At 61.0% G+C, this 22,547-nt stretch carries 12 protein-coding genes and 6 pseudogenes; 4 read left to right on the top strand and 14 right to left on the bottom strand.

Translation table 11 applies throughout. The features are described 5' to 3' along the window. On the top strand, nucleotides 1-752 hold a 752-nt coding region (locus JFV26_RS24755; protein ID WP_201196091.1), incomplete at its 5' end, for a His/Gly/Thr/Pro-type tRNA ligase C-terminal domain-containing protein. A 76-nt stretch (nucleotides 753-828) separates the two neighbouring features. Here JFV26_RS24755 and JFV26_RS24750 read toward each other — a convergent pair. Then, nucleotides 829-1,350 carry a DUF3617 domain-containing protein gene (locus tag JFV26_RS24750; protein WP_201196090.1) on the bottom strand — a complete coding sequence of 174 codons (522 nt, stop codon included), beginning with the start codon at nucleotides 1,348-1,350 and terminating at the stop codon, nucleotides 829-831. Between the two features lie 131 nt (nucleotides 1,351-1,481). On the opposite strand from JFV26_RS24750, the pseudogene cls reads away from it, so the two are divergent. Next, nucleotides 1,482-2,920: pseudogene (gene cls / locus JFV26_RS24745) on the top strand (cardiolipin synthase). On the opposite strand, the gene cfaB reads toward cls, so the two are convergent. From cfaB to hflK (JFV26_RS24720), 5 genes and pseudogenes are all read right to left on the bottom strand, one after another. Beyond that, nucleotides 2,917-4,101 (bottom strand): C17 cyclopropane fatty acid synthase CfaB, encoded by a 1,185-nt coding sequence (gene cfaB / locus JFV26_RS24740; protein ID WP_201196089.1) that lies wholly within the window; start codon nucleotides 4,099-4,101, stop codon nucleotides 2,917-2,919. The pseudogene cls and the gene cfaB overlap by 4 nt on opposite strands. A gap of 204 nt (nucleotides 4,102-4,305) precedes the next feature. After that, nucleotides 4,306-6,237, bottom strand: a pseudogene (locus JFV26_RS24735) (cation-translocating P-type ATPase); the annotation flags it as partial. After that, nucleotides 6,234-7,292 carry a protease modulator HflK gene (gene hflK, locus JFV26_RS24730; protein WP_201196088.1) on the bottom strand — a complete coding sequence of 353 codons (1,059 nt, stop codon included), beginning with the start codon at nucleotides 7,290-7,292 and terminating at the stop codon, nucleotides 6,234-6,236. The gene hflK (JFV26_RS24730) and the pseudogene JFV26_RS24735, both read right to left, overlap by 4 nt. After that, nucleotides 7,289-8,327, bottom strand: a pseudogene (hflC, locus tag JFV26_RS24725) (protease modulator HflC). Before hflC ends, hflK (JFV26_RS24730) begins: the two are co-directional and overlap by 4 nt. Continuing rightward, nucleotides 8,324-10,291, bottom strand: coding sequence for a protease modulator HflK (gene hflK, locus JFV26_RS24720; protein ID WP_201196099.1), 1,968 nt, complete (start codon nucleotides 10,289-10,291; stop codon nucleotides 8,324-8,326). The pseudogene hflC and the gene hflK (JFV26_RS24720) overlap by 4 nt, the downstream one beginning before the upstream one ends. A gap of 225 nt (nucleotides 10,292-10,516) precedes the next feature. On the opposite strand from hflK (JFV26_RS24720), the pseudogene lpdA reads away from it, so the two are divergent. After that, nucleotides 10,517-11,916 (top strand): annotated as a pseudogene (gene lpdA, locus JFV26_RS24715) (dihydrolipoyl dehydrogenase). A 58-nt stretch (nucleotides 11,917-11,974) separates the two neighbouring features. Here the strand turns inward: lpdA and JFV26_RS24710 are convergent. Further along, a pseudogene (locus JFV26_RS24710) lies at nucleotides 11,975-12,504 on the bottom strand (Lrp/AsnC family transcriptional regulator). Nucleotides 12,505-12,592: 88 nt separating this feature from the next. Between JFV26_RS24710 and JFV26_RS24705 the strand changes: the two are divergent. Further along, nucleotides 12,593-13,222 carry a LysE family transporter gene (locus JFV26_RS24705; RefSeq protein WP_201196087.1) on the top strand — a complete coding sequence of 210 codons (630 nt, stop codon included), beginning with the start codon at nucleotides 12,593-12,595 and terminating at the stop codon, nucleotides 13,220-13,222. 3 nt (nucleotides 13,223-13,225) lie between these two features. Here the strand turns inward: JFV26_RS24705 and JFV26_RS24700 are convergent, their stop codons facing one another. The 7 genes and pseudogenes from JFV26_RS24700 to JFV26_RS24670 form a co-directional block, all read right to left on the bottom strand. After that, the gene (locus JFV26_RS24700) at nucleotides 13,226-15,361 is read right to left on the bottom strand and encodes a hypothetical protein (RefSeq protein WP_201196086.1); all 2,136 of its coding nucleotides are present in this window, start codon (nucleotides 15,359-15,361) and stop codon (nucleotides 13,226-13,228) included. After that, nucleotides 15,348-16,544: a DUF3142 domain-containing protein gene (locus JFV26_RS24695; RefSeq protein ID WP_201196085.1), complete on the bottom strand. Its 1,197-nt coding sequence runs from the start codon at nucleotides 16,542-16,544 to the stop codon at nucleotides 15,348-15,350. Before JFV26_RS24695 ends, JFV26_RS24700 begins: the two co-directional genes overlap by 14 nt. 147 nt (nucleotides 16,545-16,691) lie before the next feature. Next, entirely contained in the window at nucleotides 16,692-17,519 is an 828-nt protein-coding gene (locus JFV26_RS24690; RefSeq protein ID WP_201196084.1) for a class I SAM-dependent methyltransferase, read from the bottom strand. Next, a complete protein-coding gene (locus JFV26_RS24685) occupies nucleotides 17,513-18,667 on the bottom strand; it encodes an acyltransferase family protein (protein ID WP_201196082.1) in 1,155 nt (384 codons plus the stop codon). The genes JFV26_RS24690 and JFV26_RS24685 overlap by 7 nt, the downstream gene beginning before the upstream one ends. Continuing rightward, a pseudogene (locus tag JFV26_RS24680) lies at nucleotides 18,664-19,549 on the bottom strand (class I SAM-dependent methyltransferase). The gene JFV26_RS24685 and the pseudogene JFV26_RS24680 overlap by 4 nt, the downstream one beginning before the upstream one ends. Then, nucleotides 19,546-20,850, bottom strand: coding sequence for a glycosyltransferase (locus tag JFV26_RS24675; protein ID WP_201196080.1), 1,305 nt, complete (start codon nucleotides 20,848-20,850; stop codon nucleotides 19,546-19,548). Before JFV26_RS24675 ends, JFV26_RS24680 begins: the two are co-directional and overlap by 4 nt. Further along, a complete protein-coding gene (locus JFV26_RS24670) occupies nucleotides 20,844-22,409 on the bottom strand; it encodes a glycosyltransferase (RefSeq protein WP_201196078.1) in 1,566 nt (521 codons plus the stop codon). The genes JFV26_RS24675 and JFV26_RS24670 overlap by 7 nt, the downstream gene beginning before the upstream one ends. Nucleotides 22,410-22,547: the final 138 nt, after the last annotated feature.

Here is a 22,547-nt window from a genome sequence, read left to right as displayed (position 1 = left end):
GCGGATACATGATTAGCGGCGATGCCCGCGTCAGCATTGTCACGCCTCGGGAACCTGATGGGCTGGAGATCGTTCGCCGCTCCTGTGCACTGGTGCTGGCGATGGCCGTCAAACAACTCCATCCAAATGTCCTGCTGCTGACGGGCTCGGCATTGGGCGACGGGTTCTTCTATGAGTTTGCGATGGAGCGGACGTTATCGTTGGACGACCTGCCAGAGATAGAAATGCGGATGCGCATACTCGCGGCGACCAACCATTCCATCCGCAGGCAGTTGTCATCAACCGAAAGACTGTCGGTGTATCGCCTGGGAGACGCCGAATACCTGTCCCGAGGTCCCCACGTTCCAGCCACCAAAGTGCTGCAAGCCTTCGCCCTTGATCATGTTGGCGGCAACTCGCCGCAACGGATTTACGGGACCTGCTGGTCCAGCCAACAGGAGCTGGACCATTGGCGAGCGCCCCCTCACGTGATGGTGGTGAACATCGATGAACGCCAGATCGGTTACACCCAATCGGTGACCGAGCAATTGCGCCGCAGTGGGGTGCGCGCTCATGCGGATCTGCGCAACGAAAAGATCGGCTACAAGATTCGCCTGCACAGTGAGCGGAACGTGCCGTATCTGTTGGTCGTCGGTGAGAAGGAAAAGGACGGTGGGTTTGTCAGTGTGCGCAGTGGCAGCGGGGAAGATTTTGGGCGAATGCGGATTGATGAGGTGTGTGGGTTTTTACACCCGAAAGATTGTGGGGTTTGACCTGACGCCATCGCGGGCAAGCCTTGCTCCTATGGGTATCACCGCCCGTAGGAGCAAAGCTTGCTCGCGATTGCTTTTAAGCTCTCGGCTTCACAGTCCCGCAATCCTGCCCCAACCACACCGCGCGGGTATCGAGGCTACCCTTCTGCTGGATACCCGTGGCGTTGAACGTGCCATTAACCTTAGTGGTGAACTCACGATCACTGAGGAACGTCGCCACACCCGCACCTTGCGCTTTCGGACAACTGAAGCGGAATTTCCACTGGTTGCCGTTACGGTCGGTAATTTCCTGCTTGCAGCCCGATTGCGGGCCCGTCAGCGGAATATTATCGGACGCTACCTGGGCCTGAGTCAGGCACGCCCGAATCCCTTTACCGCCCATGGTAATGCCCTGCTGCTCCAGCTGCGCCCGTTGTTGCGGGGTCATCTGGCTTTGCAGCTGGCCGAGGATCAATTGCAGATCCGGCAGGTCCTGGTTATCAACCTTCATGTTGCTCGAGGTCAATTCCCACAAACCCGGTTGCAGCATCTGCGCCTGAGCGGCCACAGGAAGGGACAAACCAAGGGCCATGGCCAAACCCAGCAGACGAACGTTCATCGAGTAACTCCTGATCAATAGTGGCCGTTAGACGTCAGCCATGTGCTTCGGTTCATGGGCCAATTAAATAGCGACATTCTGCACGGAACATGGTCTTTTACGCATTGAATCTTCAGGAGCAAGGTTGCCCCATGGATTATTTTGGACCGCATATTTTCGGTTACACGATTGCACTACTGCACTCGCTGGGCCTGATCGCCGCCATCCACGCCGTGTTGACCGTTCGAACCGCCCAAGGCTCGATTGCCTGGGCCCTGTCGTTGCTGTTTATTCCCTACCTCACGCTCATTCCGTACCTGGTCTTCGGTCGTAGCACCTTCGATGGCTACATCAAGGCCCGACGCCAGGCCAACGAAGAAATGCGCAAGGCCATTTCCGAGCTGAACTGGCGCCCCTGGGTCGAAGAAGCCCTGACCGCCCGCGCGTCGAATGCCTACGCATCCTTGAGAGCGATGCCAAAACTGGGGCGCATGCCGTGCCTGGCAAACAACGAAGTACGCCTGCTGATCAACGGAACAGCCACCTTCGAAGCGATCTTCGAGGCCATCAGCCACGCGAAGGAAGCGGTGCTGATCCAGTTTTTTATCATCCACGACGACCGGCTCGGCCAGCGCCTGCAAACCCTGCTGCTGAAAAAGCCGCCGAAGGCGTGGCGATTTATCTGCTGTACGACCGCATTGGCAGCCACTCGTTGCCCCACAGTTACGTCCAGCTGTTGCGCGATGCTGGCGTCGAGGTCAAGGCGTTCGCCACCCGCAGCGGCTGGCTCAACCGGTTCCAGGTCAACTTCCGTAACCACCGCAAGATCGTGGTGGTGGACGGCGTGCTGGGCTTCGTCGGCGGCCACAACGTTGGCGACGAATACATGGGCGAAAAACCGCCCCTCGCCCCTTGGCGCGATACCCACGTGCAAGTACGCGGGCCGGTGGTGGCCTGCATGCAGGAATCTTTTGCTGAAGACTGGTTCTGGGCCGCACGCTCACTGCCGCCGCTGATTCTGCCGGACGTGTACCCGGACGACGGCGTGCTGTGCCAATTGCTCGCCAGCGGCCCGGCGGATTCCTACGAAACCTGTTCGCTGTTCTTCGTCGAAGCCATCCACGCAGCGACGGAACGGGTGTGGATCACCAGCCCTTACTTCATTCCGGACGAAGCGGTGTTCGCCGCACTTCGGCTGGCGGTACTGCGCGGTGTCGATGTGCGATTGCTGCTGCCGTCGCGACCGGATCACCGGATCGTCTACGCTGCGTCCAGTCTCTACGCGTTCGAAGCCGTTCGCGCAGGCGTGCGGGTGTTCCGTTATCAGCCCGGATTCCTGCATCAGAAAGTGGTGTTGATCGACAGCGAAATCAGCGCCATCGGCAGCGCCAACCTGGACAACCGTTCGTTCCGGCTGAATTTCGAAGTGATGTTACTGACTGTCGACAGCATGTTCGCTGGCGAGGTGGAACAGATGCTCAACGATGACTTCGCCCAGGCCCACGAAATCGCCAAAGAAGAAAGCCGGCAGACCCACCGCCTGCAACAAATCGGCATGCGGGTCGCCCGGCTGATTTCACCGATCCTTTAAGGCGTGTAGATGTCGTCGCGGGTCCACGGCAGTTCGTGGCTGCCATCCGGGTGGGCCTTCACGGCGAGAATCTGGTGCAGGTTGATCCAGCCTTTGGCAAACGCATAAGCGCAGCCGGCCAGGTACAGCCGCCAGATTCGCAGGGCCTGTTCCGGTACCTGTTTGGCGGCGGCTTCCAGGTTGTCTTCCAGGCGTTCGCTCCAGTGGTCGAGAGTGCGCGCGTAATGCAGGCGCAGGCTCTCGACATCGACGATCTCAAGTCCCGCTTCGCTGATCTGCGCAGAGATCATTGAAAGGTGCGGCAGTTCACCGTTAGGGAACACATACTTCTCGATGAAGTCACCGGCACCGCGCCCAACCGGACGGCCGTCGGTGTACTTGGCGGTGATGCCGTGGTTCATCACCAGGCCGCCCTCCTTCACCGCGCCGAACAGGATTTTGCAGTACTCGGCCAGGTTCGCATGACCGACATGCTCGAACATACCGACGCTGACCACCTTGTCGAAACGACCATCCTGGGGCAAATCGCGGTAGTCGAGCAGTTGCAGTTCAACCAGATCTTCCAGCCCTTCTTCTTTGACCCGTTCACGGGCCAGGGCCAGTTGCTCTTTGCTAAGGGTAATACCGAACACCTTCGCGCCGAATTCCCGGGCGGCGTAACGCGCCAACCCGCCCCAACCACAACCCACATCCAGCAAGTAATCGCCAGGTTGCAGCCGCAGCTTGCGGCACAGATGCCGGAATTTAGCTTGCTGGGCTTGTTCCAGTGTTTCGCTGCCGGTCTCGAAATAGGCGCAGGAATACGCCATGTCGCTGTCGAGCCACAGCTGGTAAAACGCGTTGGAAAGGTCGTAGTGGTAGGAAATCGCTTTGGCGTCGGTTTCCTTGTCGTGGACGAGGCGCATCGGCTGACTGTCGGCGTCACCCAACATGGCCTGGCTCCACTCATCACAGACGCGGATCACATCGCTGATCGAGCCTTCCAGCTCAAGTTTGCCTTCGACAAATGCCGCCCCCAACAAGTCGAGGCTAGGATGGGTGAACTGGGAAACCAGTTGCGGGTCCTTGACCACAATGGTGACGCTGGGCGTCGGCCCCAGATTGAATTCATGGCCGTCCCAGAGTCGCAGGCGAAGCGGTAGCTGCAGATTCTGTAAGGCCGGTGGAAGTTGCGCGAGCATGGATAATCCCCCTTATTTCAGACGTCTGATCTGAGGGTAGACCATCTTAGAAAATTAGCTGGCTATCGAATTAATAGCCTTTTTCTATAACTCGCGGCGCTCGAGACAGCCGTCGTGACCTAAAAAACAGATGGCCCACACCTAGATGACTACGATGTGGGCGCACAGTTCTAAAAAGTTGCTGCCGCCGTAAGCTCCCGCTTTAGAGCCTTCACTCGCGACAGACTCAAACCTGGTTTTGAGCTTGAGCAAAGGCTCCTGAAACCGCAGCAAACGCCCGGCGTTGCCCAACACCAGCAAGGTGCTAAGGTTGTGCAGCAACGCAGCAATCATCGCCCCCGCCGCACCCAGCCAACCGAAAGCCGCGAAGGCGACAATCGCCAAGGTCCAACCCAGACCGATGATCACGTTCACTTGCAGCGTTTGCCGGCACTGGCGACTTAACCGTACACAGGTGCCGAGCCGACGCAGGTCGCTGCCGATCAGCACGATGTCTGCCGAAGCCAGGGCGATATCCGCCCCGCCGGCACCCATGGCCACGCCGACGACACCGGCCTTCAGCGCCAGGGAATCGTTGATGCCGTCACCGACCACCATCGGCCGGAAGCCACTGCCGATTTCCGTCAGTACACGGTTGAGTTTGTCCTCGGGCAACGCCTGAGCTTCGACATCGCTGATACCGACATCTCGAGCCAGTGTATGCGCGACACTTTGCCGATCACCCGTGAGCAGCAACTGCCGACCCAGGCCAAGCTCGCGCAACTCGTTCAAGGCAAAGCGTGCTTCTGGTTTGACCGTGTCCGCCAGCAACAGCCAGGCGAGGAATTCACCGTCAAGCGCCAGTCCAGCAATCGGCCCGTCGTGTTCCGGAACGGCCGAAGTGTCGATGCCCAACTGCGCAAACAACTCCGGACGACCGAGCGCGGCCTCGCCCTGCTCCGTCATTGCCACCACGCCCAGTCCCTGGCGTTCGTGAATGTCCGAGAGCAACAGGAAATGTTCCTGAGTCACGAGGCTGGCTAATGCACGGCTGACCGGGTGACTGCTCGCCGAGCCGAGGCTGGCGGCGAGTTTCAGCACGTGGCTGCGGTCCTCTAAAGGACTGTCGATGGATTGCAGACGCAAGGTGCCGAAAGTCAGCGTCCCGGTCTTGTCGACGACCAGCGATGTCAGGTCCGCCAGCTCCTCGAGGAACGCCGAGCTGCGAATCAGGATCCCGTGACGCGCCGCCACCGCCACCCCGGCAATCGCCGTGGCCGGTGCCGACAGCACCAGCGCACATGGGCAAGCCGCCACCAACACCGCAAGCATTGCCTGGGCGTCATTGGTGACGAACCAGGTAACCGCCGCCAGCAGCAACACCAGCACCATGTAGCTGCCGGCGTAACGTTCAAGCAAACGGGTAATTGGCGGTTTGGAACGCTCGGCGCTCTGCATCAGCGCGATCACTTTGCCGAGGGTCGACTCGTTGCCGGTGCGGGTCACTTCAATGCGCAGCAGGCCATCAAGATTGATCGCACCGCCGAACACGGTCATGCCGACCACCGCTTCCAACGGCACCGACTCGCCGGTGATCGATGCGGTGTCGAGACTTGCCTGACCGGACAACACCCGGCCATCCGCCGGCACTCGATCCCCGGCGCGCACTTCCACAATGTCGCCAGCCTTGAGCGTGCCGTTGTCGACTTCGACGATAGCGCCGTCAGCCTGAACCTTGCGCGCGTGACTGCGGGTCAGTTTGCCGAGCGCGTGAATGGCTTCCTGAGAACCGATCACACTGCGCTCTTCCAGCACATGGCCGAAGATCATGATGATCGGCAGCAACGCTGCCGTGAGCAAATCACCGGTGGCCCAGGCACCGAGCATGGCCAGGGCAATCAGTTGATCGGTGATTCCGTGCAGGCTTGGGTAACGCAAGCTGTACCAGGCCGAACGCATCACCGGTACGGCGACCAGCACCGAGGCGAAGCCCAGCAGCAATTGGCTGACGCCGGTTTGCTCCGGCGACAGCCAACGCCAGATCAGACCCAACCCGAGCAAACCGAGGGCGAGCATCGCCAAGGTCAGTTGGCGTGCGGCGCTGCGTTGCTCAGCCGAGGACAACATGCTCGGTGCGGCGGCGGTGTGGGCAGTCATTGTGCAGCTCCCTGAATGATCAGGCGGGAATCGTCTTTCGGATCGACCGTGGTCACCGAGCCGGCCTGACCGAGAATCTTCGGCATCCGCTCACGGTAAATGCGCAGCAACATTTGCGGGTCAGTGCCCTGCTGTTGCGCCTTGGCCAGGCTCAGTACCGTCGCGGTATCGGCCGAAGCTTTGGCCAGTCGCTCGCTCGCTTGAGCGTGAGCCACTTGCAGGGCACGGTCGGCTTGTTCGTTGGCAGTCTGGGTGAGTTTCTCGGCTTCGGTGCGCGCATTCGCCACGGCTTTGTCGGCTTGCTGGCTTGCGGTCAGCACGGCGTTGAAGGCGTTTACTGCAGGGCCAGGCAGACTCGATTGCACGTCGACGCGGGCGACCTCAATGCCGATCCCCTGCCCGGTCGCCGTCAGTTCGGCGAGGCGCTGGTTGATGCCTTGCACCAGATCACCGCGCAGGCGTTCACGGCGTTCGGCGGCTTTGTTATCGGCGCCGATCAGTTCAGGACGCGCCACCAGAATGGTGTCCAGATCCCGCGCGGCCGTTAGCGCCACTGCACTGCGGGTGACCAGGCGATCCAGTGCCGGCAGCACATGTTCGCCCTGAAGGACGAAGGCGTACGGCTCGGTGACTTTGTAAAACACCCGCACATCCAGTTGCACCACGCCGGCATCACCGGTCAATAAATAGCCAGAGCCAGCCAGTGCATCACTGAGCGGCGTGGCGAACGTGGCGACTCGATCAGCCTGCAACGCCACATCGCTGCGCAGCAGATTTTCCACTCGACGTTCGATCACTCGATCCGCCGCCGGCAATAAAATCACCTGCTCGAACGGACGCGGCCACGCCAACAACAGACCGGCATTTTGAATGCGATCCAGCGCACCAAAGTGCAAAACCACCGCACGATTCTGCGGGTCAATCTGCCGCACATTGGAGAATGCCCAAGCCAAAGCGGCCAGCACCGTCACCGCATATAACGCCAGAAAAGCCAGACGCCCGGCCTGAATCCAGGGACTGCTTAACTCATTTGTTCCACGTGGAACCAAATTCATGGCTGCGATCCGGACTTGTTATCGAGGCTTGGCGGACCGTCAACCAGCACTCGGAACGGCGCGGCATCGGTGCGCAAAATCAGTTTGGTGCCCGGCGAAACGATGGTGCCCAAGGTGTCGAGTGAACGCAGCAAGTTATAGAGCTGCGGTGATCCGGCATACGCGCGACCGTAAATTTGCGCAGCTTCGACGCGGGATTGTGCTTCGATGTCAGCAGCTTTCACCGTGGCATCAGCCTGCACAATTCGCGCATCACGTTCGGCGGCGGAACGAATTTGCGCGGCTTCGCGTTTGCCTATCGCGGTACGTTCGGTGGCGATTGTTTCACGCTCGGCGCGCATACGATCGACGGTGGCAGTGAGTGTCACCGACGGCAATGTCAGTCGCTCAATGCCGACTTGCAGCACTCGCACGCCGTAGGTGGTCAGCAACTGTTGATCGATCTGCTGGCGCAACTGCGCTTCGAATTCGCCAATGTGCACCTGGTTAGCGTCGGTGTTCACCAGGTTGGCCAGATCAAAGCTGCTGGCGGTGGTTTCCAGTGCCGAGCCAACAAAGGTGCGAATCTGCCGCGCCGCTTCATCGGGCTGGTTCTGCACCGCGCGCATAAAGCGCTGCACGTTGTCCGGATCGCCCTGCACCTGCCACGCGACATAAGCCTGAACGATGATGCGCAAACCATCCCGGTGCCGACATCCTGCAAACCGCTGGACGTTGTGCGCAAGCGCAAGTCCACGGGGATTGCCGCCTCGAACGGTGCCGGCCAACGCCAACTCAGCCCCGGCTCCAGCAACACCCGCGAGGGGTTGCCGAAACGGGTAATCACCGTGGCCTCCCCGAACGCACTTGCACCAGGCTCGCTGCTGCGATGGCGAATGCCACCAGCAACGCCGCCCAACCCATGCGCCGCCACGGGAATGGACCGGCCTCCTGAGGATCACCGTGGTGATGATGGTGATGTCCGTGATGATGCCCGCCATGGCCGTGATCGTGGCCAGTTTGGTCATCGTGATCGTGAGTATGCGACTGGCTCAATTGGCAGCTCCTGGCTGAGCGGTATTACGCGCCGGCGCAGGGTCAGCCGGCAGCGTGAATGTACGGAGGTCGATGGTCGGCGCGTTGCTGCTGCCGCCCAGGCGATGATCGAGAACCAGCAACTTGGCGTTGGCCAGGCCCTGGGTCAGTTGGCTAAAGTATTGCTCCAGCACAAAGGCCTGGCCGGCGCTGGCGAAGGCCTTGCGCTCGGCGCTGAACCGGAGGTCGGATGCCTGCGCCGCCGCATTGATTTCGCGGGCGCTGGCGGTGGCTTGATCGCGAGCAATGCTGGCCTGCAACTGCGCCTGATTGGTCGCCTCCGCTGCCGCGCCGCGTTCACGAGAGATCAACGCCTGAGCGCCAATCTGCGCCGCTTGCACAGCGTGATACGCGTTGGCAGCACCGGCCGGCGGGTGAATTGCTTCAACCACAGTGGCGAGAATTTCCACGCCGCTGTCGAGTTTTTTCAGGTCTGCCTGTACGGCACGGCCGATCTCTTCGCCCAGCCCTACCCGGTCCTCACCGAGCAAACCGTCGAGGGTGCGCGAGGCGAAGTCGTGGACCAGAATCCGGCTGGCGGTGCTGCGAATCAGCGTCGGCACATCAGCACTGTTGTAGGTCGCGGCCAACGCGTCTTTATCGGTCAGGCCAATGCGATAGACGAAACGCACGTCCATGTTGACGATCTGGAAGCTCTGCTTGTCGGCACGGCTGCTGGCGATGACTTGGGATTTGTCGTTCACATGGCTGGCGTCCCACAAGCGATTGGCAATCGCCGGGGCCGGGCCTTCGGCCGGTTCAGCTACAACCGGCGCCGACGCTTCAGCGACGCTGGTGGCCAACTCATGGACCACACCGTTCTCGATGCTCAACACTCGACCCAACGGCCAAGGCAAACCCGCGTGCAAACCCGGTCCGAATACCTCCACCGGTTTGCCGAAACGTTCATAGATACCGCGCCCTTGCAGCGCAATTTCGTGAATACCGGTGAGTGACCAACCGACAATCGCCACCACCGCCAACACCGGGAAAAACGCCCGGCGCATGTAAGTGAACGCCCAGATTTGCCGCAGGTCGATGCCGAAGCGATTGTGCAATTCGTGCTGCAACGCCAGCAACGGTTGTGGCGGCCAGCGCAGCATGTCGGCGACAAAGCTTCGCGCCAGCAACGATGGTTCAAGTTGTTCACGCTGCGGACTGAACAGCGACAGCACCGCACGCAGCAGCAATTCGACGGCCACCAGCCCCGGCAGCAAACCGATCAGCACCGCCAGACGTACCGGCCAAACCGAGGTGTCGTTGCCGAACAGCAGGCACAACGCGCTCAACGCCAAACAGATAATCGCCACACGTGCCAGCTGTGCCAACGATCCTGCTTCCGGCCATTCGGCAAGGTTTTCCTGGGCCAGTTGACGCTCCAGCACCAGCAAACCGAAGGCCAGTAACAAAGAAAGCGCCGCACCGACGCTGGCCGACAAGCCCAGCGCAGCAGGCGTCAGCGCCAGGTTCCAGAACTGTTCGATGCTGAACAACGCCAGCAACGCCCAGCCGGCCAGCCACAAGGTCGGCGCACCGATCTGCACCAGCATGTGTTGCCAGCGCAGACCGAGCCGGTCCAACAGGCGTTCGTACCAGCCCGCCGGCGCAACGGTTTCGTCGGCTTCGACCACCACTGGCACCGACACAGTCGGATTCATTGCCTGCGCGCGCCATTCGGTCACCCACCAGGCCGATTGCAGACCCGCGATGAGTACCAGCAAACCGGCACTCTGATTGACCAGCAGCGCCGCCCACAGTGACTGCGGCGCAAACAGCCCGGTAAAAAACGCCAGTAATAGCCCCACCCCAGCCAAGACGCTCAAGCCGATTGCATATTGACGCAATCGTCGCCCGTGAAAGAGCGCCTGCTGAAAGCGCGGCAACCCGGCTACTTGCGTTCCATCGACATCAAGATCGACTTGCATACCACCCCAGTGTTTATCGTTGCCAACGTCAAAAACCGACACAATTCGTTACCATATAACGAAAGTAGTGAAATTTCCGTACTAAATCGTTCTATCTAAAAGTGCTCAACCTGTCATTTACCTGAAGCCTTGACCTAAATGCGTTGGAACGCACATATTACGTCCATAATTTTCATCTACGACTACGTTGATCCATCCGGTCCCTTTTACTCCAGGAGTACAAGCATGAGCACCTATGACGTCGTGATTCTGGGCGGTGGCCCAGGCGGTTACAACGCAGCGATCCGCGCCGGCCAGCTCGGCCTCAAGGCTGCTTGCGTCGAAGGCCGCGCTACCCTCGGCGGCACCTGCCTGAATGTCGGCTGCATGCCGTCCAAGGCACTGCTGCACGCCTCCGAACTCTACGACGCGGCCATGGGTGCGGAATTCGCCAACCTGGGGATCGAGGTCAAACCGACGCTTAATCTTGCCCAGATGATGAAACAGAAGGACGAAAGCGTTACCGGGCTGACCAAAGGCATCGAGTTTCTGTTTCGCAAAAACAAAGTCGACTGGATCAAGGGCTGGGGCCATATCGACGGGCCGGGCAAGGTCACCGTGACTGACAGCGAGGGTGGAAAGACCGAACTCAGCGCCAAAGACATCATCATCGCCACGGGCTCCGAGCCCACTCCCTGCCCGGCGTGGACATCGATAACAAGCGCATCCTCGATTCAACCGGTGCATTGTCCCTGGCCGAAGTGCCGAAGCATCTGGTGGTGATCGGCGCCGGAGTAATCGGTCTGGAGTTGGGATCGGTCTGGCGGCGGCTGGGCGCTCAGGTGACGGTGGTCGAGTTTCTCGACCGGATCTGCCCCGGTGTCGATGGCGAGGCCGGCAAAACCCTGCAGCGTTCATTGAGCAGGCAAGGCATCAGCTTCAAGTTGAGTTCGAAAGTCACCAGCGCCATCACCTCGGCCAACGGCGTGCAGCTCAGCGTTGAGCCCGCCGCTGGTGGCACCGCAGAATTGCTTGAAGCCGATTATGTGCTGGTGGCCATCGGACGCCGGCCTTACACCCAGGGCCTGGGCCTGGAAACCGTCGGCCTCACCACCGACAAACGCGGCATGCTCGCCAATAAGGGTCACCGCACCGAAGCCACTGGCGTCTGGGTAATCGGCGACGTCACGTCCGGGCCGATGCTCGCACACAAGGCCGAAGACGAGGCCATGGCCTGCATCGAGCAGATCATCGGCAAGGCCGGCGAGGTCAATTACAACCTGATCCCCAACGTGATCTACACCCGACCGGAGCTGGCCAGCGTCGGCAAGACCGAAGAACAACTCAAGGCAGAGGGTCGTGCGTACAAGGTCGGCAAGTTTCCGTTCACCGCCAACAGCCGGGCGAAAATCAACCACGAGACTGAAGGCTTCGCCAAAGTGCTGGCCGATGAACGCACCGACGAAATCCTCGGCGTGCATCTGGTGGGCCCAAGCGTCAGTGAAATGATCGGTGAATATTGCGTGGCCATGGAGTTCAGCGCCTCGGCCGAGGACATCGCCCTGACTTGCCACCCGCACCCGACCCGCTCCGAGGCGTTGCGCCAGGCGGCGATGAATGTGGAGGGGATAGCGACGCAGATGTAGATCAAAAGATAAAAAGATCGCACCTGTAGGAGCTGCCGAAGGCTGCGATCTTTTGCTTTTAATCGGGTAAATGCTCCAACGGCAACGCCCCCGGCGTCTTCACCGTGTGGATCGCAAAGTTGCTACGGATATCACTCACCCCCGGCAACTTCAGCAAGCGCCCGGTGAGAAACCGGTCGTAGGCACGCAGGTCCGGCACCACCACTTGCAGCAAAAATCCGATTCCCCCGACACCAGGAACGCCGAAATCACCTCGGGCAGTGATGTAACCGCGAGACGAAACGCCTCGGCCTGTTCATCGTTGTGGCGTTCAACCTTGACCCCGACAAACACCGTCAGCCCCAGCCCCACTTCGTCACGATCGAGGTTGGCCTGATAACCGCGAATCACCCCTGCCTCTTCGAGCATCCGCACCCGGCGCAAGCACGGAGATGCCGACAGTCCAATCTCATCGGCCAGTTGCACATTGCTCAGCCGACCGTCCCGTTGCAGGGCGGCGAGAATCTTGCGGTCGTAGGCGTCCAGTTTCATGGTTTGGCAGATCCTGATGGTGTGCACGTCATAACGTGGCAGGTTATGCCAATTCATAAGGTTATAGAAGCGAACTACGCAAGCACCTGCCCTGCCCTCCGGTCCTAGACTGACCCTACCAAATCGACAACGAATGGGGTGCAACGTGGCAGGACTCTGGCTGTTTTTCATGGCGTTGGCAGTGGTGTATCTGCTGCCTGGCCCGGACATGATCCTGTTGCTGCAAACCGGCGCCCGTCAGGGCAAAGGCGCGGCGCTGGCCACGGCGATAGGCCTGGGTATTGCCCGGGGTTGTCATGTGGCCTTGGCGGCGCTGGGGCTGGCGGCGCTGTTCAAGGCTGCGCCCTGGACCTTCGATGTGGTGCGCCTGGTCGGCGCGGCGTACTTGCTGTGGATCGGCATTCAATGCCTGCGCACCACCCTGCTGCCGAGCCTGAATGGGGCAAGCGCTGCCGGCGACAAACCGCGTTGGCGCGACTCGATCCAGCGCGGTTTGCTGACCAACCTGCTCAACCCCAAGGCGCTGTTGTTCTGCTCGGTGCTGCTGCCGCAGTTCATCGACCCGCATGCCGGGCCGGTGCTCGCGCAGTTCGCCACCCTTGGCGTGTTGCTGGTGGTCGCCGGTTTGCTGTTCGACAGCGCCTACGCGCTGACTGGCGCTGCGCTGGGCCGTTGGTTGCAACGCAGCCCATCCGCCCAACGCCTACAGCAATGGCTGTTTGGCAGCCTGTTGATCGGTTTCGCCGTGAGGCTGACTTTTGTTCAACAGGCGTGAACCTTACTGCACCTTACGACGACGGCGGCGATTGACCAACAACAGCGCCGCCGCTGTCACCGCGATCACGCCACCCATCTGCAATGGCCGCTTGTACGGCCGCAGCGCCGAACGCGTGGTGTCGGTAACCTGGGTCACATAGCGTTTGCTGGCATTTTCAAAGTCGGGATACGGGCACTGGTGACCGAAGTCCACCGCCCAGTCTACGTAAGGGCCCTCTTTGACATAGCGCTGGTAGAGCGCACTTTGTTCTTCAGGGCTGCTGTTCCACCCCGCCGCCGCACACAGCACCGCCGCAAAGGCCTGACTGGTATGAGGCAAGTTGTCGGCGGCGCGACCGGCCAATGCCGTGGCGACAAAACGGTAGTGGAAACGCTCGTCGGGCTGAGCCGCGCCGGCTTGCTGGCGCTGGACTTCCCCTTCACTCACCAGCGGCCCGACCTTGAGCTCTGTACTCTCAAGGCTGTAATTGCCGCCAAAAGTCGCGAAGTCCGGGCTCATCTCGTAGCCCAGAATGTCCATCCCCCACTCGCGCGCGGTCCAGGCTGCATTGAACAGCGCCGCGGCCCGTTTAGTCGGCCACCAGGCGGAATCAGCCAACTGCCGCTGCTGGGCATACAACCTGGCTTTTTTCGCTAGATCGGGATTGTCGAAGTAACCCAGTGCCTCGTCGTAGCGCTCTTCGCGCAACAACCGCCGCCCGAGCAAATCGCGCAGCTTTGCCGCCACGGGCAGCGGTACATAGTTGTCACGCTCCTGCTGAGTCAGCGGCGGTACTGCCGGCACTTGGGTGTCGACGTAATGCTTGAGTTCATCGACGGTCAGCACCCGCTCCGCGACCGTGGCCGCGTCGAGCCAGTAAACGCCTTGGCTGCGATAGAGCTGATCGAAGGCTTGCAGGTAATCGCCGCGTTGCAGGGCTAGGATCGCGCTTTCCCCCTCGACCCGACATTCAGGCTGGACCGTTTCAAAATCCCAGTCTGGCGTACGTCGTTCGCCCCAGGATTCATTCGGCGGGAACGCCTGGGCCGCTTTCGCATAGGCCGCAGCGGCAGCGGTTTTATCGCCCTCGCGCAGCGCCAGTTTGGCCCGTATCCACCAGGCCAGACCGCCGTCGCCGGCGTGTTCAAGAAAGGCCTTGGCGCTGGCGTAATCACCCTGTTGATAATTCATCGCCGCCAAACGATCAGCGTTATCCAGGCTGCCACGGGTACTGTTTTGCAACAGTTGAATCAGTTTTTTCTCGCTCGGCGGTTGATCACCGAATGACCAGCCAACGCGACTGATCAACGATGCCGTGACCAATTGCTGCACCGATTTACCCTGAAGCAACACAGCCAACTGATCGTCAGGCAGCGCCATCAGCTCGCTCATCAATTGTTTGAGAGAGGAATAACCCACCGTTGAACCGAGCAGGTTTTGCGTGGCGTAAAGCTCGATAGCGCGATTCCAATCGCCCGCGGTGCGAACCACTCGCGCTTCTTCGCCGAGGCTGGCGACGCCCAGTTCCAGCGGATCGCTGAAGCCATCGGCACTTAACTGACGAGCCTGTTCGAAGGCCTTCTGAGCCTGGGTCAACAGGTCCGGCGCCGCGCCCGCCTCGGCGCTCATGGCGAACAGCGCCCGCCCCAATGAATAAGCCGCCCAGGTGCTGCGCAACGGTCGTTGATCGGCCGGCAGCGCCAACACTTTTTGGAAATATTGAGCGGCGAGCTGATGATCCCCGGCGTTGAACGCCACGGCCCCCGCCAGGTACAGCCGCAGATCAACCGGCAGGCTCGCGCCCTGAGTCTCGACCTGACGGGCATCAGTCAGGCTGCGCAGTCGCTTCACCAGCGCTTGCTGTTCAGCGCTCAAACCGGCCTGCTCAGCCTTGTCCCGCTGATCGGTGTAAACCGGCACATTGCCGTATTCGTGGTCCAGGCTATAGGTTGCCTCCGTGACGTTTTTCAGCCCGGCGATGGCCTGCCCGAGGCGATTGATCTCAAAGTTGAAACTGCCTTCCGGCAGCTCCGAGAGTGACTGGCCACGGTCATCCAGCAGCCGCATCGGGAAGTCCGGCCCGCAGGCCAACGCCGAACCCAGCGGCAAGCTCAGGCTCAGGCAGAGCAGATGGCGGGGCCAGTTACGGGTGAACATTCGAACCTCCTTGATCAATAGTTGCGCAGCGTGCCCAACCGATGGCGCGCTGTCCGCCGGCCGGAATTCGACCGGCGCGCAAGCGGGTGAAGGTAAGCAGATCCGGGCTCTGTTGCAACGCATAACCGGCCAGCGCATCAGCGCCATCACAGCCTTGCACCGCCAGCGTCAAGCGTTCGGGCCAGTCGCTGTCGAGGTTGCCCTGGTTATTGATGGCGATGTCATAGAGGCCGTTTTCCGCGGATAGTTTCAGGCTCAGGCGACTGTTCAACGCCTCTGCGCGAGCCACGGCGCCCAGTGTCGTCAGGCTCCAGGCGCGGCGATCACCGGCCAGTGGCAGACGGAACCAGATCAGGCCGGCCAGATGGGCCGGCGGATCCTGGCGCAACTCGGTTGCCAATGTGCTCAATTGCAGCGGATCGGCCAACAATTCCCGGCGTTTGCCACCCCGCTCGATGGCCACTTCGCTTTCGACGACCGGCGCACCACCGGCGTCGGGCAACAACGCCACGCCATACGCCGGCAGTGCCAGGTAGAACGGTTTAGCCGTGATACGACTCCAGGCCTTGGCCCACTGTTTCGCCTGATCCGCGTTGAACAACCCTCGACGCGGGTCACTGACCGCATGCACTTGCAACACGCTGCTGTCGACCGTCGCCAACAGCGCGGGCAATTCAGCACTGTCGAGCCAGGCCGGCAACGCGGTGATGCTCAGTGGCAGAGACGCCGGCAATGCGGCGCGCAGTTGCGAGAGGAACGCCCGATAGGCTGGCAGCCGAGCGTTGCCGGCATCGTGGTCGATTTCCACGCCGGCCAGGGTCAGGCCTTGGGATTGCCAATCGGCGAGCACCTGCTGGATCTGCGTGATGACATCGTCCTGATCCAGCGCCTTGAGCTGGCCATCCAGACGAATCACCGCAATCAGCGGCCGACCATCGTGCTTGAGCAACCCCGGATCAATCCGCGCCCGTCGCCAGCCTTCCTGCGGGAATGCCTGCAACGCCAGCACCCGCAAGGTCGAGAAATCGGCACGGCTATCGCGCAACGCGGCCTCATGGGCCGGGATCCATTGGCGTTGCCAGACATAGAGTTGTTGATCGAGTGGTGGGGCGTCGTGGTGCTCGCAACCGTTGAGCAACAGCACCGCAGCAAGCATTACCGACAGGCGAATAAAGAGCGACATCACATCCCTGATCCCTGAAATACAGGCCAACAGGGTACACAAAACCCTGTGGGAGCGGGCTTGCTCGCGAAAGCGGTGTGTCAGGTAACATCAATGCCGACTGACACTCCCTCTTCGCGAGCAAGCCCGCTCCCACAGGTCAGTGATCTAGGGCTTGCGAGCGATGATCACCTGACTTTTCGCCACGACGGCATCCAGCGCCTGCTTGATCTGCGCACCCCGTGGCGAATCGAGAACCAATCTCCAGGTATCCGCCCAGTGATGGAGCATTGGATGGTCGGGATTGCTGAAATCGACCTTGGCTTCCCAGAACAACAGCATCCAGATCGACCAGTAGAATCCGTACTGGCTGTGGCTCAGCACTTCCAGGCCGGCGTCGCTGACCATCGTCTTGAACTGCTCTTCGCTGATGATGCGAACGTGGTTGGGCTTCTGGAAGTACTCCGGCGCGGCGATGCCCGTTTGCAGGTCTTCGGAGGTGGGGTGCGGAACGCTGAGCAAATACAGCGCCCCCGGCTTGCCGACCCGCACGAGTTCAGCGAGGAACTGCGCCGGGTCGTCCACGTGCTCGATGACTTCGGTGGACACCACGCGGGTAGCGGTCGCATCGGCAATCGGCAGCGGATTGCAGTTGGTCACGTGGCACTCGACGTCGCGGGCCGGCGTATCGATCAGCCGTTGCCGGGTTGCTTCGACCTTGGCCGCGTCAATGTCGGCAATGATGATCTTCGCCCCGCGCATGCCGCCAAAGTGCACGGTGCCGCCATCCCCGCAGCCGACGTCGAGCATGACGTCCTCAGCGGTTATCTTGAAACCGGTGTAGACCTCGTCAGTTTCCTGGTTGAACCAGCCGCTGAGCACCGCGTCGCGCAGGCCGAGCATGTAAGGGTCGACCTTGTCGACGACCGGTGCCACGGGCTCCACGGGAGCGGGAGCGGGCCTGCCCGCCGTGAGTTTCTTCAAAAGGCTCAGCATGAGGTAGCTCCAGGGGATGGGACGGCGGTTCGGGACGCGCTCAGCCGTTGCACCAGCGAGGCGCCGCGATTGCGCATCGGCATTTCGACGAAGCGGTAATTGAGTTCGCTCAGCAGGACGATCAGCCCGCCAGCCATCAGGATGGTCAGGATTGGATGACCGGCCGGACTTGGCAGACCGGCGGCCTGCAAGCGGAAGATCACTTCGCGCACCAGCGAATAGGCCGGAATGTGGATCAGGTAAATCCCGTAGGAGCGACTGCCGATCCACACCATCAGGTTTTTCAGCAAACCCGCCGGCATCAAGTAATCACGGTTGTAGGACGCGATCCACACCAGCACCGCACTGAGCACGGCAATGGCGCCGATCCGATAGTTGGTGAAGGTAAAACGATCCGTGGCAATCACGCTCAGCACCAGCGCCAAGAGCAGCAGCACCGAGACGCCCGCCCACGGCCGACGCAAGAATGTCGGCTCCCAGCGCACATAGTCCGGGCGCGCACTCCACATTGCCAACAGGATGCCGAGGGCCAGTGCGTCGGTGCGAACCACCATCAGGATGGGCGTGCGCAAGGTGAACAACTGCACCGCGACCAACGCCAGCAAGGCCCAGACCAGGTGCTTGCGGCAGAGCAGAATCAGCAATGGAAACAGCAGGTAGAACTGCTCCTCCAGCGACAGGCTCCAGTAGACGAAACTGGTACCGTATTCGTAGCGATAAAAGCTGTCGGCGAAACGGAAATTGGCGAACTGCGCGACCCCGGCCAGCGTCGCCTGCAGGTTCGCATGCAACGTGCCGAACGCTCCGGAGCGGTTGATCAATACGCAGGCCAGCAACATCAGCGCCAGCCACAGCCACGCCGAAGGCAGTAGTCGAAAGGCCCGTCGCAGCCAGAAGTTGCGCGTCTGCTGCCAGTATTCCTGACGCGTATTGCACCCTTGCAAGGCAGGTATCAGGCTACGCGCGATCACAAAACCCGAGATCGCGAAAAACAGGTCGACGCCCCACCACGGTTGCGCCCAGGCATGAATGCTTTCCAGCAACGGCACGGGGTCGGTGAACAGGCTGCCCTGCATGTGATGAAACAACACGCCGAGTACCGCAATGCCGCGCAGCAACTCGATGTCCATGATTCGTTTACTGCTCATTCCATCCTCCCGGACGTTGCATCGCAATCCAGCGGTTTGCGGGCGATGATCACCTGACTCTTGGGCATGAATTGATCGAGCATCTGCTTGATCGCCAGGCCATTGGGCTGCGCCAGCAAGTCTTGCCAGGTGTGCGCCCAGCTCTCCATCAGCGGTGGGTACGGCGCCTGAATCCGGTCGCGCACCGCGCCACCCAGGTCGCGCCCGGCCGCCCGTTCGCTGGCCCAGAAAAAGATCATGCCCATGACCCAGAAAAACCCGGTGGCCTGGCGATGCTCAATCACCAGCCCGGCGTCTTCGACCATCGCGGCAAACCGCTCGGGGGTAAAAATCTGTACGTGATTGGGCGACTGGAAATAGCTGGCGGGGGCGATGCCTTGCTGCAAATGTTCGCCGACTGGCGCCGGTACGCTCAGTAGATATAGCGCCCGGGCCGCCCCATGCGCACCAGTTCAGCCATGAACGGTTCAGGCTGATCGATGTGTTCGAGCACTTCCATGCACACGACTTTGCTCGCGCAACCATCGGCCAGGGGCAGCGGCAGGCTGTTGCTGACCAACCCAAGATTTTGCCGGGTCGACTGCGCTTCCACTTGCCGGGCCAGATCCCGGACCTTGTCGTGTTCACTGTCGGTGAAGATCACCGACGCGCCCTGACGCACCGCAAACAGCGTTGCCACGCCTTCACCGCAACCGACATCCAGCAGGGTGTCGTCCGCGTTGATGGCAAAGCCCTTGAGCAGTTCGCCGCTGTCACCCAGAAACCAGCCATCGAGCATGGCATCGCGCAGCCCCACATCCCGTGGCGACACGGCGCTGTGTATCACCGGCAACGGTTCGGGTTTCGCCCGGGGAACAGACGTCGCAATAGTGCGCGGATCATGCCTCGGGGGTTTCCATGACAGGCGCGACACGGCTCTTGAACAGCTCGGCGAAAAACCCTTTCAAACGTTGCTCGGCAATCGCCTGACTGCAGAAGGTTTGCAGGCTCGCCACCGCATGGCCGGACATCTGCGCATAGCGCTCGGGATGACCCTTGGCCACTTCATAACTGGCTCGATACGCCGTGCACACCGACGCCCAATTGGTGGTGTAGCGCAACGTGCGGAACGCCCGGCGCGGGTCGTGGGGCCAGGCGGTCAGTTCGTCGGTAGTATCGATGATGAAAGCGTTGTCGGCATCCAGGTAATCGAGCATCGCCGTGGTACGCGGTGCCACCGCCGGTTTGCCGCAGGACATGAACTCCATCAGCGGCAGGCACTGGCCTTCACCATAAGCGGTGTTGACCACATAGCTTGTGGCCTGAACCAGTTGCTCGTAATCCGCATCCGCCAGGTAGCCGTAAATCAGCACGATGCGGCAGCGGTAAGACTGGTTTTTGTACAAATGATGAAGGATGTCGGCCAGGGCTTCTTCGGCATCGTGGTGGGTCAGTTTGAACACCAGCGTCGCGTCTTCAACCTCGCGGAAGGTCACGCAGAACGCACTGAGCATGTCTTCCCAGTTCTTGCGCCCGTCACTGGGATTGAACACCGAAGTGTAGATCACCCCGTCGAGCAGCAACTCGTGCTCACTGGCCGGTGCGTCGAAATCGATGCCCTTTCCGCGACGCAAGTGCTCCGGGCCAAACGCCTGCGGGTCGAGCTGGCGACTGTCCGCCACCACCCCTTTGATCTTCAATTTCACCTGATCAGCCAGCGGCTGGCGTTGCAACTGCGCGCCACGGGCAGCGAAACGGTCCCACACCGGCGCCGGCACGGCGACGATCGGATAGTCCGCGCCCATCGCCTCACGCACCGCGTTGACGGTGTAGCTGGAATGGGTGATGGCTGCACCGGACGCCCGCAACACGCTGCGCCAGTCATTGCGCGGCTCCCCGGCGAACGGCTCGTTGGGAATGGTGCTGAACTCCCAGGCGAACACCGCCAGGGTCGGGCAGGCAAAATTGACCGGCGTGCGATGCGGAGGCGAGAACGACAGGAACACACAGTCTTCGCCACGGGACAGGCAGTCAAGGTACAGCGCATCGACTTCGATCTGCGGATCGCTGACTTCGACCACCCGCCCCAGTCGCTCCAGCACCGGCCGGTACTCCTTGAGCACGAAGTAATAGCTGTACTCCGAGCGGCCGAGGTTCTGGGCTATCGTGCGCTGGTTGGTTTCCGAATGAATGATGATCAGCATGAGGCGTTATCCGTCACGGTCGCAGGCACACAGGCCTGTGGCGCCAACCCGAAGAAATCCGACAGGCGTTGCTGCACCGGGGCGAACGCGCAGTAATCGTGCATGCGGTCGATGGCGGCGCGGGACATGCGCCGGTAGTCCTGCGGTTGTGCCTTGGCCATCTGGTAACTGTGTTCGTAGGCGGTTTTCAGCGACCCCCAGTCCGGCCGATAACGCAGGGTGCGGTAGATGATTCGGGTGTCCTGGGGCCAGATGGTCAGCTCTTCGCTGGACTTGACCACAAACGCCACGCGCTCATCGATGTAATCCTCCATCGCCGTGTGGTCCGGGGCGATCACCGGTTTACCGCTGGCCATGAACTCCATCAGCGGCAGGCACAGGCCCTCGCAGCGCGAAGCATTGACGTAAAAACTGGCGGCTTCATAAAGCCGGGCGTATTGCGGATCGTCCAGATAACCGTGCATCACGACCACTCGACAGGCAAATGGCGACAACTGCGCGAGCAGCGTCATCAGTTCGTCGTAGTAGGACGACAGGTCGCTTTGGGTAATCTTCAGCACCAGCGTGGCGTCGTCGGTTTCGCGGAACGCCCAGCAGAATGCGGTGATCAGTTGATGCCAGTTCTTGCGGCCGTCCTTGGGATTGAACACCGTGGCATAGACCACGCCGTCGACCCGGGTTTCGACCTGGCCGGTGGTGTCGGGCAGATCCCGCGGCACCGGTTCGGGCAGCACAATCGGCTGCGGGCCGGCGATACTCGGCAGCGCGTTGGCCATTCGTTCATGAGCCCCGTCCGATAACACATCGCGAATCCCCTCCCAATACCACTGTTTGAGGAAATAGGTGCGACACACGGGCGTTGGTTGCGCCTTGCCCAAGTCCAGCGCCCACAGGCGCAGGTAATGCCGGGCAATGACGAAGCGGCGTTTGAGCGTCAGCGGCGGCGGCCGCAGGGCCTCCAGTGCCGCCAGCTCTTCGGCGGTCGGCAACAGCGGAATCAGTGCATCGGCGTTGAGCCCGAGGGTCCGCGTATCAAAGATGCAGCCCTTGATCTCCAGTGTTGAACCGGGGTTCACCGGCGCGCTGGTGTGGTGACTACGAATAGCCGCGAAGTTTTCCCACAACGGCGTCGGCAACACCAACACCGGGAAGTCTTCACCCATGGCCCGGCGAATCGCCCGGGCGGTGTGGCTGGAGAGCGTGATAACCCGGCCCTGGCGCGCGAGCATTTGCGTCCAGTCCTGGCGCGGGTCGTTGTCCCACTGCTCATCGGGAATCGAATCGAACTCCCAGGCCACCACGCAGATCGTCGGGCACTCAAGGTCGGTCGGGGTTTTCTGCGGCGGGGTAAACGACAGGAACAGGCTGTCTTCGCCAGCAGCGAGCAGTTGCCTGTAGAGGGGATCGACTTCGGCGACGCTGGACACCACGTGCACCCGCCCAAGGCTTTCAAACACCGGGCGATACGCCTTGAGCACGAAGTAATAACTGTATTCGGGCCGACCGAGGCTCTGGCTGATCGAGCTGTCGTTGACGTCCGAGTAAAGAATGAAATTCATGGCATCCCACGATGAAACCGCCGTCCCGGCAGCCCCACTCTATGACGGCGAAGCGACGGATCGCGGCGGCGTTTGCCGGTCGTCGTCCATCGTCTTCTTGCCCGTCTACGTTCTTGTTTTAATGGTCAGCTTCGCGGG

The sequence above is a fragment of the Pseudomonas sp. TH31 genome (assembly GCF_016650815.1).
Lineage (GTDB): Bacteria > Pseudomonadota > Gammaproteobacteria > Pseudomonadales > Pseudomonadaceae > Aquipseudomonas.
The sequence above is the reverse complement of the archived record's forward strand: the minus strand, read 5'-3'. Positions and strand labels throughout refer to the sequence as shown.